This window comes from Chryseobacterium sp. WX (assembly GCF_029542485.1).
GTDB lineage: Bacteria > Bacteroidota > Bacteroidia > Flavobacteriales > Weeksellaceae > Chryseobacterium > Chryseobacterium cucumeris.
Genome location: NZ_CP120710.1, coordinates 4,264,175 through 4,277,525 on the forward strand (window position 1 = coordinate 4,264,175; position 13,351 = coordinate 4,277,525).

Annotated in this window: 17 protein-coding genes; 6 read left to right on the plus strand and 11 right to left on the minus strand. The window is 28.6% G+C overall.

Annotated features, from left to right (window positions below; genetic code table 11):
- Nucleotides 1-54: 54 nt before the first annotated feature.
- Nucleotides 55-2,127 carry an AAA family ATPase gene (locus PZ898_RS19330; protein ID WP_277693988.1) on the minus strand — a complete coding sequence of 691 codons (2,073 nt, stop codon included), beginning with the start codon at nt 2,125-2,127 and terminating at the stop codon, nt 55-57.
- A 597-nt stretch (nt 2,128-2,724) separates the two neighbouring features.
- Here PZ898_RS19330 and PZ898_RS19335 point away from each other — a divergent pair.
- Nucleotides 2,725-3,075, plus strand: a complete 351-nt coding sequence (locus PZ898_RS19335) for a hypothetical protein (protein ID WP_089856756.1) — start codon at nt 2,725-2,727, stop codon at nt 3,073-3,075.
- 162 nt (nt 3,076-3,237) lie between these two features.
- Nucleotides 3,238-3,684: a JAB domain-containing protein gene (locus tag PZ898_RS19340; protein WP_089857171.1), complete on the plus strand. Its 447-nt coding sequence runs from the start codon at nt 3,238-3,240 to the stop codon at nt 3,682-3,684.
- 250 nt (nt 3,685-3,934) lie between these two features.
- On the opposite strand, the gene PZ898_RS19345 is transcribed toward PZ898_RS19340, so the two are convergent.
- On the minus strand, nt 3,935-4,171 hold the full coding sequence (locus PZ898_RS19345; protein WP_089856759.1) for a helix-turn-helix transcriptional regulator: 237 nt from the start codon (nt 4,169-4,171) through the stop codon (nt 3,935-3,937).
- Nucleotides 4,172-4,315: 144 nt separating this feature from the next.
- Here PZ898_RS19345 and PZ898_RS19350 point away from each other — a divergent pair, with 144 nt between their 5' ends.
- Genes PZ898_RS19350 through PZ898_RS19365 form a run of 4 tightly spaced genes read left to right on the plus strand, consistent with a single transcriptional unit; the run spans nt 4,316 to nt 6,518 of the window.
- Nucleotides 4,316-4,780 (plus strand): hypothetical protein, encoded by a 465-nt coding sequence (locus PZ898_RS19350; RefSeq protein ID WP_089856761.1) that lies wholly within the window; start codon nt 4,316-4,318, stop codon nt 4,778-4,780.
- Between the two features lie 45 nt (nt 4,781-4,825).
- The gene (locus tag PZ898_RS19355; protein WP_277693989.1) at nt 4,826-5,305 is read left to right on the plus strand and encodes a DUF4339 domain-containing protein; all 480 of its coding nucleotides are present in this window, start codon (nt 4,826-4,828) and stop codon (nt 5,303-5,305) included.
- A gap of 46 nt (nt 5,306-5,351) precedes the next feature.
- Nucleotides 5,352-5,789 carry a hypothetical protein gene (locus PZ898_RS19360; RefSeq protein ID WP_089856765.1) on the plus strand — a complete coding sequence of 146 codons (438 nt, stop codon included), beginning with the start codon at nt 5,352-5,354 and terminating at the stop codon, nt 5,787-5,789.
- Between the two features lie 15 nt (nt 5,790-5,804).
- Complete coding sequence (locus PZ898_RS19365) at nt 5,805-6,518, plus strand: metallophosphoesterase (RefSeq protein WP_089856767.1); 714 nt, start codon at nt 5,805-5,807, stop codon at nt 6,516-6,518.
- 410 nt (nt 6,519-6,928) lie between these two features.
- Here PZ898_RS19365 and PZ898_RS19370 read toward each other — a convergent pair whose 3' ends face one another.
- From PZ898_RS19370 to PZ898_RS19410, 9 genes are all read right to left on the minus strand, one after another.
- Complete coding sequence (locus PZ898_RS19370) at nt 6,929-7,786, minus strand: GLPGLI family protein (RefSeq protein WP_277693990.1); 858 nt, start codon at nt 7,784-7,786, stop codon at nt 6,929-6,931.
- 10 nt (nt 7,787-7,796) lie between these two features.
- Nucleotides 7,797-8,123, minus strand: coding sequence for a DCC1-like thiol-disulfide oxidoreductase family protein (locus tag PZ898_RS19375; protein ID WP_062675574.1), 327 nt, complete (start codon nt 8,121-8,123; stop codon nt 7,797-7,799).
- A gap of 11 nt (nt 8,124-8,134) precedes the next feature.
- Nucleotides 8,135-8,671 carry a hypothetical protein gene (locus PZ898_RS19380; protein ID WP_062675573.1) on the minus strand — a complete coding sequence of 179 codons (537 nt, stop codon included), beginning with the start codon at nt 8,669-8,671 and terminating at the stop codon, nt 8,135-8,137.
- Nucleotides 8,672-8,690: 19 nt separating this feature from the next.
- Complete coding sequence (locus tag PZ898_RS19385; RefSeq protein WP_120233379.1) at nt 8,691-9,368, minus strand: ATP-binding cassette domain-containing protein; 678 nt, start codon at nt 9,366-9,368, stop codon at nt 8,691-8,693.
- Nucleotides 9,361-10,200, minus strand: a complete 840-nt coding sequence (locus tag PZ898_RS19390) for a hypothetical protein (protein WP_131797543.1) — start codon at nt 10,198-10,200, stop codon at nt 9,361-9,363. The genes PZ898_RS19385 and PZ898_RS19390 overlap by 8 nt, the downstream gene beginning before the upstream one ends.
- Before the next feature lie 52 nt (nt 10,201-10,252).
- Nucleotides 10,253-11,146 carry a hypothetical protein gene (locus tag PZ898_RS19395; protein ID WP_277693991.1) on the minus strand — a complete coding sequence of 298 codons (894 nt, stop codon included), beginning with the start codon at nt 11,144-11,146 and terminating at the stop codon, nt 10,253-10,255.
- Nucleotide 11,147: 1 nt separating this feature from the next.
- A complete protein-coding gene (locus tag PZ898_RS19400; protein WP_277693992.1) occupies nt 11,148-11,786 on the minus strand; it encodes a hypothetical protein in 639 nt (212 codons plus the stop codon).
- Between the two features lie 52 nt (nt 11,787-11,838).
- The gene (locus tag PZ898_RS19405) at nt 11,839-12,111 is read right to left on the minus strand and encodes a hypothetical protein (RefSeq protein WP_062675569.1); all 273 of its coding nucleotides are present in this window, start codon (nt 12,109-12,111) and stop codon (nt 11,839-11,841) included.
- Nucleotides 12,112-12,497: 386 nt separating this feature from the next.
- Nucleotides 12,498-13,304, minus strand: a complete 807-nt coding sequence (locus tag PZ898_RS19410; protein ID WP_277693993.1) for a thiopeptide-type bacteriocin biosynthesis protein — start codon at nt 13,302-13,304, stop codon at nt 12,498-12,500.
- Nucleotides 13,305-13,351: the final 47 nt, after the last annotated feature.

The following is a 13,351-nucleotide window of genomic DNA, read 5'->3' on the forward strand; positions in this document are numbered from 1 at the left end:
AATTATGAATTTTTTTAATAATAACATTACGGGTTTCCGTATTTAAAGTAAATACTACTCCAACCAAGATATTATTTCTTCATTTTCTTTATATATGTTTTTCATAACATCATAAATAAAAGAATTTTTATTTTTTAATGTGATAACAAGTGTGTCAATTGGTCTAGTTAGAGGTATCAATGACCATAAATATATAAATCTGTCTCTTTTTTGTTCAAATGTTTCTAAAGCCAGTTCATTTTCATTTTTTTCTTCTTTATATGTCTCCAATTTGTAACGAATAAATTCATCAAAATCTAAACAGATGACTGACCATCCTTCTAAACCTCTACAAGAATCATATTGAAATATTCTGTGCTGATTTGTATCAATTGGATATTGAGATTTACTTCTAAATTGATATGATGTACCATCCCATAATTTAGCTCCAAGCATATTAAATTCTTCTAATTTATTAAAATGAGAATAGGTATATCCTTTGTCATTCTTATGCTTTGTCACATTATTTGGTGGTGTAAAAAAGAGCATATCATAAGGAACATTATTATTTTTGTATAAATCAGTTAAGAGTTCATTATGTAGCTCATTTGTGTAATCTCCTATTTTTATAATTATTCTACCTCCATTCATTTCTTCTTTAGGTTCTAAAAGCCAATTTAGTCCAACCTTTTCCGCATACTTATTAATAAACCATACAATGCTTTTTTTCTGTCTTAAGCTCTTATTCTCATATGTTTTATTAAAGTCTCTTCTAGGTCTCATACCATAAGTCCAATTACAGTTTAGTTTTGTTCTAATTAGCTGGTCTGAGCCTTCTGCTAAAATTATGTTATGCTGTCCAAATAGTTTGTACAAAACAACCTTTTCTCTTTCATCCCAATCTTGACATTCATCAACAAGTAAATACTCAAAGTCAATTGTATCATAATTACTCTTCATCAAATTTGTTATTTCCTCTTCATCAATAAGACCTTCATCTATAAAGTCAACTAATTCATTTAAAAGTTTATAATAAATTTCATCATCTAAATAATTGTCCAATTCAACATCTCCTACCTCATTTGGCTTTGTCCCAATATTGAACCCTTCTAATACATCTTTGAAAAACTTATGTAAAGTAGATATTTTAACAGTATGTGAATCAATTCCATCAGGTATCCCTTGCAGAGCTATTATTCTTCTGATATCACTTACTAATGCATGGTTATAAGTTAAAATAAGACATCTTTTTTGATGATTTAGTGCTAAGTCAAATGCAGCATTAAGTAATTTAGTAGTCTTACCTGTGCCTGCCTTTCCAGAGAAGATTATTAATTTTTTACCTAAGTCTTCTGCATAATTTTGATTTTTGAATAACTTCCTATTAAGTCTCTCTATCTTATCTCTGGTTAAAGAACCCATCCCTTTCTTGTTTTCCAAAAAAATGTCAAAAACTTTCGCTTGATTTTCTAAGTCTATATCATCATTTTTTAAAAAATAACTATCATAAGATGCAAAATGTTTATACATTCCATTCTCATCTTTTGCACATCTTGGAAAGTTTTGTAAAAAAGCTTTTTTAAATAAGTCAATTATTTTAAAATTAGAAGATAAGTAATTATTTAGGTTATTTTCTGTCAAATAATCTAATGATTCTGAACTAACATTTTTAAACCATATGAAATTTGAAATAAAAGGACTTTTTCCAGTATTTTCCTCTAAATAACTTTTTAGAGAATATTTTTGTTTTTCACTTTGAGAAGTTACATCCTTTTTTTTATTATCATATTTAACAAATAACGTAAGTCCTTCTCTTGTTATACTTTCTGCTCTATGACTTTTGATCTCAAAAACATAACAAAAGTTGTTAACAAAAATATTTTTACTTTCTTTAATAATAACAGGTTCTCTTAATGTTGTATCATAAATCTTGGTGTGTATATTTCTTATTAAATGACTTTTTAGTTTACCAATTACAATTAAATCTATGTCTTTAATTTCTTGCCCATAAAGAGTTGCAGAGGGAATAATTATTATTTCTCCATTATCATTTTGATTGAAATATTCTTCAAATGTTTTTTTTAGTTTTTTAGCTTCAGCATATTCAGAGGTTTCCTGACTGCCCTTTATGGTTATTTTTACTGACATAAAAAATATTTTCAAATATAAATCTAATGTTTTCCTCTGAATAGTTAAATATTTGTTTGTCAATTTTTTAAAAAATTACTATACATTATCAAAATGGTTGAACTAATTTTTTTAAAATATTTTAAGAACATATTCTAATACGAATCTCCCCACATCAAACACCCTCATTTATTCCTAATACTCAGAAAAAATTTATACAAAATAAAATTTTAGAGGGTTTATTCTCTCGCAGAGGTCCTGTCAAAACAAGCCCCCTGTACATTTTCTTTCCCCAATATCCCGCACCCAATTCCAGAGAAATCTTTTTTCTGAGAGGAGATATTGATTTCAAAACAATTTAAGATAAATTTTATTCTTAAAGATTTGTTTTAAACACATTTAAACTTGGATGCTATTTTTAGTTTTTATGTCATGAGTTTCATAAATTTTTAAAATTGTTGACTTGTAAGACTTAAGTTTTTAATCAATCAGATGTTTTTTTATTTTAAAGCATAATACCTTTTTTCTCTATGTCACCCCCACCAAACACCTCCACTTATTCTTAGGTCTTAATAAATCAGGCTGTCCATTTAATATTTAACTCAAAAATCAAAAACAATGGTAAGAATTTTAGGCTACAAACAAAGACAAAAAGAAGATGGAACAGAGTTTTATCTTTTAGAAGTACAAGGTGGTATTGAAATGGTATTAAGTAAAGCCACAGGTCAATACTATGCTACAGCTAAGAAAGCTACTGTATCAACTACATTTGATGAAGAAACATGCAAAGCTTTGGTAGGAAGTCAGATGCCTGGCAAAGTTTCAAAAATTAAAACTGAACCATATCAGTATGTAATCAAAGAATCTGGGGAAACCATTTCTTTGGAACATAAATACATTTACCTTCCTGAAGGTGTAGAAAGTTCCGAAGAGAAACTGGCAAAGCAACTTGAAGAAGCTTTTGCATAAAAATAATCTGTCCATTTTTCCTAAATCCATATATTGGGTTTGAGAATTTTGGACGGATTTTTATGTTACTAAAATGTCCATTTTGTGTACCAGTATATAGTATTATCACATAAAATGGACATTTATTCAAAAATTATTTACTCACAAACACCCTTTTACCACATGAATCAAAATTTAAAAGTGGCAGAATTACTTGTTTCTTATTCTCCCAATATAATATCTGAACAAAAAATAAGTAATAGCAGAGAAACATACAGTTTAATCACAAACCATTGGAATCTTGATACAATGGAAATGTATGAGGAAGTTAAAATAATTCTTTTCAACAGAGCAAATAAGGCTTTAGGTGTCTATGATTTATCCAAAGGAGGTATGTCTTCTAGCATCATTGATGTGAAGATTATACTTTCAATTGTTCTGAAAACCTTAGCTAGTGGAATTATTTTAGTTCATAATCATCCAAGTGGAAATCTTGTCCCTAGCAAATTTGATATTGATGTAACCCAGAAATTAAAATCAGCTTGTGATTTGATGGATGTAGCATTTCTGGATCATTTAATTATTTCAAAAGAAAATTATTTCAGTTTTGCTGATGATGGATTGTTATAATTATATATTTAATTTTCTTTAGACCACTGTAAGGGAATTTAAATTTGGATGATTTTAGATATTTTTTATACTACATAAAAATATCACTACATATATATCATAGCCAAATCATAACTCTTTTTTAGCCATTAAGTTAATGGATTGAATAAACTCTACTAAGAATAATATTATTCTGAGCTACTAGATTAAAGTGGAAACAAACAGGATAAATAAGAAGTAAAGCTTAATATAATTAACAAATAGCCAAATTTTAAATTTCAGTAGATTCAAGATTTACTAAATCTGCAAGCTTCATATCCATTGCTTCTGCAATTCTGAAAAGTGTAATTACTGTAGGATTGGTTCTACCAGCTTCAATTCTTGAAATATTTGTAGGATCAATATTTCCATCCATTTTGCCAACTAAATCAGCTTGTGAGATTCCTTTCTGTAATCTCACCTCTTTAATTCTTTTACCAATTTTTTTAAGAATTTCAGATTTATCCAACTTGCCATATTTGTCAGGTCAAAGGAACTTAATATATTTACAGATTGTAATGCCATATATGGCAACATTGAATTTTATCTCGTTATGGATTCCCGTAATGTGTAAACATGAATTATAATTAATTTGCTAACTAAACTTAAAACAATGAAAAAAACTTTATTCCTAATCATTCTATTTTTCTCAACTTACCTATATTCTCAAACATCTCAATATGTTGAATTTCCGAATATAAATACAGAGGTTCTTCCTAATAAAGCAAGAATTTATGTTATTAGACCAACAGGGAAATTAAGCCATTATTATATAACCCTATCATCTAATGGAAATATGATAGGAAGGCTTGATTATAAAAACTATCTGTGTTGGGATGTAGATGCAGGTAAATACAATTTAGAAGGAGCTTTTGAGGGCAACAAGATTAGAAAGGATCAGACTGAAAATAAAGATTTCTTTACTGTAAATGCTAAAGAGGGAAAGACTTATTACATAAGGCTTAGTCCAGCTTATGGTCTAACAACAGGAAAAGCTTCATTTGATATTATTGAACCAGAAAAGGCTCAAGAATATATCAAAAAATTTCCTAAGCCAAAAGTGAAATATGTTGATTAACAAAGGTTACAATCTAAAATATTCAACTGATAACTAATTTTTAGCATGAAAAAATACTTTATTTCCTTAGAGGGTCAACAAACAGGACCATACACAATAGAAGAGCTAAAAGCTATGAACTTAACAAACAAATATTTGGTATGGACTGATGGATTTAATGGATGGAAAAATATTCAATCTGTTCAAGAGCTGAGAGAAAGTATTACAAAGCTTCCTCCCAAAATTGAAAATCAAAAACTGCCCCAAATAAGCAATTCTATTCTTAGCAGGATAGTATTATTTTCTTTTTTGATTTCAGCGAGTTTATTTTATTATTTAGGAGGGTTTACAGAAAAGAATGAACTGATGGAATTATATTTTGGAGAAAACTATCTATATAACACAAATTTAAATTCTTATGAGTCAGCACCACAAGTAAGGATGATAATTGCAGGTTTTTCTCTACTTCAAGGCTTGTTGATAGGACTTTTGATTTACTATGTAATTAAGATTAATATGTACAAAAAATTATATCTGAAGCTGTAAAATGAAACCACCTCGAAGCAGGTGGTTTTTTTAATCTCAAATGTAAATGAAAGATCTATTTCTATCTTTAGAAATAGGAGAGGATTATGAAAAATATGAATGGAATCTGGAAATATTAATTTGTGAAGAGGTACCAATGTGTGATAAGTATTTATGGGTTGGATCTAAAGTGAATAAGATTTTTAACTTAAAGCCAAGCATAACAAAAGTAATATTTTATTGGGATAGGCTTGAAGTAGTCATTCATGAATTTGATAATAAACACAGAACTGCCTACAATAAACTTAATGCTAATTTATCAAAGAATTTTTCAACATTAAGTAATGAAAATCTAAAATATGGTATTATCATAAATAAATTTTTTATGGGTAAAATAGATTTTTGGAGTCTATATCTGCCCTCTACTAATCAGATTAAACTAATATCTTTTTCAAACTCTTTTCCTTACACAAACAACTTAATTGGTTCAATTTTAAAAATCTAAAAAATATAAATACAAATGGGAAGAATACTTATCACAACTGACAATCATGGAAACTTAAAAGCTGTAAAACAAGTCTTAGAAAGATGCAAATTCAATCCAAATGAAGACCTATTAATAAATTTAGGAGATGTAGTTGATAGAGGTATTGAAAGTGCTGAATTAGTTCAATTCTACATTGACTTAGCAGAAAAATGCTTGTACAAACCTTTATTCATTAAAGGAAACCATGATAATTACTGCCACAAATGGCTTAAATCAGGAGAAATCAGTATGGAGTGGTTAATGAATGGAGGTACGGCAACTATTGATTCTTATATAAGAACAGCCTATTTGGATAGTGAAGCACATTTAAATTTCTTTAATGAAATGTTTGATTTCTACATTGATACTAAGAACAGAGGGTATGTTCATGCAGGTTTTACATCTCCTAATGGTTTAGGAAATGATAATTCTGAAACATACTATTGGGATAGAAGCCTTTGGGAATTAGCTTTGTTAAGTAATGAAACTAATGAACTTCCTGAAGAATTGAGAATATTTGAATCACATAAGGAAATATTTATAGGACATACCCCAACATTAAATTGGAATGAAACAAAACCTATGAATAACTATAATATATGGAATTTAGATACAGGGGCTGGTTATGGAGAAGGAAAGGTCACAATCCTTGAAGCTAACTCTAAAATATTTTGGCAGAGTGATATAATAGATGAACTAAACAAATAATTAAACATATTGAAATATATATCTTCCCCTATTATGATAGTATAATTTGTATAAACACAATTAATTGAAAGATTATCTTTTGTAAATAGTGTATTCAGACAGATAACTATAATTAACAATATAATCCAGACATTTCCCTATTATGATAGTAAAAAGGTACACTTTCAGGCACACCTTTTAAAGAAATAATATATAAAATACTCAATCTCAATTTGAAACATTGTCATATTCGAGCCCAGGTGGGACCACAGAAAATCAAGCACTTACAAAAATGTAGGTGCTTTTTTTTTGTCTTAAAACTATATACTGAAATACAGGTTCAGGTTTAAATGATAATACTGTATTGGTGCAGGGCTATAAAAAAGTAGGACATACTGCCCTACATATAGATTTTTTATTAAATAACTTTATTATTCTTTTTCAATAGGATTATTGTTAAGCTTGTAAGATTCTTTTATTTCCTTCCCTTGTTTCTCAATAAAGTCCTTTACCTTCATGTCAGTTCCAGGCATTGTCATACTTAATAATTGAGGAGTTAGCTCATTTCTCATGGCAGCTAAAGGATCCTGTTTGTAATTTTCAAAGGTTTTTATAAATTTTGCTTTTTCTACTATTTTCACATTACCATTGGTGAACTTTTTAACAAGTGAATCCTCACTGTTATCTTTCGCTTTTTTATTTCCTTTTAAGGTAAATGAATAATTGTGTTGATCATCTTCTATTTTTACAATTAATCCAGGTAAACCATTAAATTTATAAGGACCCTCATTAAAAGGAAGATCAGGACAAAACCAGGCAACCCATTTTCTTCCCGCAAAATTTACTATAGCTTTTTGGGCATTATATTCGCCGATTTTTTGCTTTTCTTTCTGAACTTTCCAATCAAAATTTATTTTTTCCTGATAGCCAAAGGTAAGAGGAGTCAATCCGTTCATAATATCTTCAGTATATTGAACTTCCATGTCCGGATATTTTTTTGTTACAGAATAGGTAAATCTGACATTCGGAGGTGCTGACTGATTTTCGTAAATGCCTGTTTTTTGCATTTTTTTAAATACTTCGTTGGAGATTGAATCTGAAACAATTAATTGATAATCTTTAAAAATCGATTGATCTTTTTTAATATCTAAAACCATCATTGCAGTTTCATTTCTTGTAGAATCTTTTTTAGGTTTATATTGTACTTCATAGAAAAAACGATTGATCTCCTGAGCTTTGATTTTGATAGTGGTTAAAAAGAATAACGGTAGTATCAATAAGTATTTCATGGGTTAATTTTTAAAATTTGTATCTGTATTTTGCAAAAATTTTATACCAAAAATCCGTGAAGGGAGTAGGTAAAAAAGAGAAAAAAGAAATAATTCTCCAGGGAGAAGTAAAGTGGGCAAATATTTCAAATATTGCCTTCGAACGTACCCAGACTTCATTATCATTCACAAAATAGATGGTCTGAAGATCTATAAACTTAATTCCTTTATCACGAAGAATTTTCCTTGCTTCTTTGTTTCTTACGGAAATGATTTCCAGTGTTTTAACGTTAGATTGGCTCCATTTGGAAAACCTTGTGCAAAACTTACATTCAGAATCATAAATAATAACTTTCATTTTGTAAATTTTTAAATAGATTGCAAGTCTGGCTGCGTTTTTATGTTTTTATATTGTGATAAAATGAATAACGAAGAAAATGACCCTGCCAAAAGCCCTGTAAATATCATGACTCCACTTTGAAGAATAAATGGAATTTTTTTCATGTAATCAATATTTTTTGAGGTTACCGCATATTGTCTGGATATCATCTGCAATGTTTCAGCATATTTTAAAGACAATGTTTTATCAATTAAAGCATACACGAAAACATCAATCAAAAAAATCATGATGGCGCTAAGAATGAACGTACAAATCACATAATAAAAATTGGCGATATGATTTACCTGTTTTACCTTCTTATATTTCTTTAGTGACAGAAACAAAATAATTGCAGCGATCATAAAAGCAATAAACAATGATAGAATAGGGAAAAAAGCAACTGCAGTCATACTAAAATTATCATAAGAAAGATAGTATGCAATGCCATAAATACATCCTGTAAAGGATAAAGCGATCACTATTGAAGTAATAAAAATATACTCCAATGAAATAAGGTTATTGTCCATAGAAATTAGTTTTTAAATGCTAAATGTTGATGTAAGAGACCCAATCTTTCTGAATATCTTCTGTAAGATGTGTCCTTATTAAATGGTATTCTTCTGATAGGTAAATTTTAGCGAATTTTCCATTTTGTAAATGTCCGATATAATCACAACAATTTGTAAGAGTTTCCATAATATGAGAGCTTATCAAAACGATCTTATTTCTTTTTTTGAGGTCATCAATGATAAAATAAAACTTTTCGACACTTTCAAAATCGAGTCCGTTAAATGGTTCATCAAATAAGTATATGGGTCTGTCAATTAAAATATTACAAAGGATTGCAAGTTTCTTCTTGGTTCCTAATGAAAGTTTTTCAACAATAGCGTCTGTTGGAATATTAAAGAAATTTGTCAGTCTTGTTATCTTTTCATCCTCGTTATCATGAATAAACAGGTTTAAAATATCGTTAACCGACAGATAAGGATAAAAGTAATTTTCAGATTCCAAATATGAAATATCTCTTTTATATATGGGTTGGTCTTGTAATACTATTTTTCCATGGTATCTTGTATTTTGAAAAATAGATTCAAATAAAGTTGTTTTTCCCGCACCATTCCTTCCAAGAACACCGAATATGCTTCCTTCATTTATATTTAAACTTAGGTTATCCAAAATTTTTTTGGAGTTATAACTCAAGGTGATATTTTGTATACTAAACATACTTTGTAATTTTCTTTAAGGCTGATTTTCTATTGTTTATAATGTAAATTATTGCTGGAATTAGTAGCCCAATAATAAGTGTAAATTTGAAAAATTCAGCATCATTGATATGAGTTACCTTTATTTTTTCATTATAATTTACGTACTTATTAATAATAATAACATAATTTGAAAGAAAAAGATAAAAACTGAAATAAATTATATAATCTTTTTGTAGAGGATTTAAAAATGCAAAGCTGATTATAGCAGGAATGGAGATCATCAAGCAAATCAGAAAAGAGTATATGATTTTTTTTTCTAATCTGAATTTTGAGAATTGCAGAATGAGAATTTCTTTATTTTCCTGGAGTGAATAAACATGCAAAAGAATATGTAGCCAGCATAATCCTAATATTATCAAAGTTGCAGGATGATATCCTAAGAAAACGGAAAGTAATACAAAGGAAAAGAAAATTATAATATTCTTTCGTATATAGGCTTTCCACTCTAATAATGCATTAGGGAGTTTATTGATAAACCTTGGGTTTGCAAAATATTTTTTAAGCTTTAATAATGGTAAAATGAAGCATATAAAACCATTTCCCAAAAAGGCAAAGTTATTTTCTTTGAAAACGAAAAATAAATTTATAAATATCCAAATTATCAAATATTCTAATGCAAGGCTTATATAGAATTGCTTTCCTAAAATATTTTTTAAAAAATTAATATCCTTTCGAGTAAAATGAATGATAAATAAAACAGTTGATGAAATTAATGCATAATAGCCATTATGATTCGTTTTAAAAAAAAGTAAAAATAAAAGTATTATACTTACTAAAACACCAATATCCATACTTTGGTTTGACGCTTTAAGTAATAATTTTAATCTCAGTTTCAGATATCTCTTAAGCATATTCTTTAATAAATATTTTTCTTTTGAATAGCGATACAATTTTTTGAAAATATACTCCAGCCTTTTTCCATTCTTCATCACTTATGAAAAAACCATAACACATCATAAATAGGATTTCAAAATCATGGATCATCATAAAAATGTATATTCCCAGATGGATCATTATTCCAAGAGCAAACACAACGTATTTACCGGTTTTATGCCATGCAAGAAAAGGAAATGCTAACTCCCACATTAAAGTAATATAGGTAGAAAGTGTCACAAAAATCCCATTTTTTGCTAGTATATTATTCATTTCTGTTCCCTTAAATCTTTCTAATTGTAATGTATAATAAGTGGCAACACCGCTGAACCATACTTTAGCATTAAGTTTGAATACGGCAGAAACGAAATAAATCAAAGATAAATGAATTTTTATAGATAAAACGGATATTTGATTGACAAAATAGCTGATACTATCTTTTTTTTGTCCGGTACTGTTATTTAATGTGAAATACCTGTAGCAATCCGTAAAAATCATGTACAGTAAAAGAAATTTCAATAAATTATCACCACCATTTAATATAAAAGGATATGCTCTTTGAACAATTTCTACGGAAATATATAACAATAAGGGAGTGACATACCTGAAAATTCCAAAGGCAAATAAAATACTTAGCAACATTATAGCACTAAGAATAATATTAATATTTTGAAAAATAGAGGATTGCTGAATTCCAAATAACTGAAATATTGGATTAACAGGTGCTCCTTTCAAAAATGTAGCATCAGTGATGAGATCCTTATTAAAAAATAATTGTAAATATTTTTTAAACACGTGTATTGATATCAATATCCTGAAAATCGAAAGATATATATAGTGATTTGAATGGAATAGTTTTTTCATTTTAAAAAGGATAAGGATTGAAAGCAATTATTTTAGATTCTACATTTGGCTTTTTACTTTCTCTATTAGCAAATTTTTTAATTTCCTCAGAATTTATGTTTATCGTTACATATTTTACTGTCTTTAACTTTTCGGCAGACATTTTATCTTTTCCAACAATCTTCGCATAGTCTTTTAAAAGGAGAAAACCTTGAACTTGTTCAGGATTTTCATTGAGTCTTTGTACTGCCAGAAGATTGGCATTGTGAAGATTTAGCTCGGGTTGTGTAGTATTTATTTCAGTTCTTTCTTTCACTATTGTATTAACGATACCTTCGATAGATCCATAAATTGTATAGTCTACCATCTCGGCTCTGCCATTAAATGGCCTTGTATTTCGTTTTGATTCTATAATTGAAGAATAGACTTCGAAAGCAGCAATTTCATTTTTATTCTCATCCAGATAGGTAAAATAAAGTTTGTAGTTAAATTGTGGTGGAGGGGCAAAAAAACTCCATTTTTGAGCAAAAAAAGTAGAAAATAGTTTCATTTCTTTTTGATACTCAATTTTTATAAAATTATTGGGTGAATTGTATAAAAATGTAAAAAGCCAATAAATTGATACACAGGTAACGATAAATATTTTAATTGCTTTTTTCATAACTGTCAGGAATAAAAATGGCTCATTGTATTAATGAGCCATTAAATCATTATTAGTCTAAGTTCTGGATGTTTGCTGAAACATCATCTGTTGCGTGAAGACCATCTACTAGAGCTGAAACAACCATTACAGCAAGAAGAACGGTGCCGGCAACAGCAGATACACTTGAACCTGGAGGAAGCGCCTGGCGTGAAGTGTTAGAAGACTGTACTTGATCTCCATAGGCGATACCTTGTGCTTTAACTACATTAGGTACTAAAAAATTTAATGCAAATACGAATGCCATTCCACCTGCGAAAACTGAGTTTCTGATTTTTTTGTTCATGATAATTTTGTTTTTTTTATGATAATTAATTTTGTCATATAATCCCTGACATGGGTTTTCTGCTGATCAGGCTTGTTTCATTTTTATATTGCGCAGATATAAAAAGGTTAAGATTATTTGTGTTTCTAACCAAGGCAAAGATGCGTGTGCTTTTTCGATGATACAAGAAAAGTATAGTGGGATTTATAAATTTTGGATGAAAATCCTTATGGATTTATAAATTTAAATGAGAATTGAATGTTGTGTAAATTATTGTTTGCTAGTCTGTTGTGTTTTCAATAGTATCCTGCATAAGAATTTATAGGATACTATTGGAAAGTGTTTTTTTTTTCGGCGAATAATATCAGGAAACTGAGGAAAAAGAATGGGGTATTTTGAAAAATTCTTTATAAGAATGATTCATAAGCAAGCGTTTTATAATATCTCACTAGATAATCATAAATAACCATTTCAAATAATCTTTGCTGGGAAACAAATATTCTGTTGATATTCATATGGAAAATACTCTGAAATAAGAATTGCAGAGGCATTTCTAAAGATTGATTTTTATGTTTATGAAGAATGTTTTGTAGCGCAGTGTTCTTTTCTTCAATATTAGAAATAATAGAGCTTCTTTCTTCCAAAAATTCTTTAGAATTAATAAAGTCTACAAATTTAGGCTTAAACTCGCGGTATTTTTTGTCTAACTGGCTATTGAGTTTTTTATCGGCATTAAATTCCTGTTTAAAAGTATGATTAAAATATTTGATCCACTCCAGCTTTTCTTGGATGGGAAGATTAAGTTTATTCAACATCTCATCCATATAAAACAAGCTGACTATGATCTTTTCCTCATCATCATAATGTAAACACTCCAACGTGAACTCACTATTTTTGTGAAATAGGGTTTCTATTTCTTCCATGGTATTCTTTCCATACCTTTCAATTTCCCGTTTATAGGTGTCGACCATAATGGTAAAAATCTCTCCACTATCTATATATGGCTGAAAAATATTTTGAGCAGTGTTAAGAATTTCATGATAGTATTGGGGATCATTTAATTTTAATCTTATCCTCAAATGAGATTTAGGATCATAATACCGTATAAAAAACCATTCGGAAATATAGCCGTTCTTCTGAAATAGCTCTATTAAAGGATGTATGGCTTCTTCCAGGATTATATCAGAAGTTTTTATACCTGTATATATTTTCAAGTATAACCAATTACTTCCGGGGATAAAAGTTCGTTGCATTATTAAAT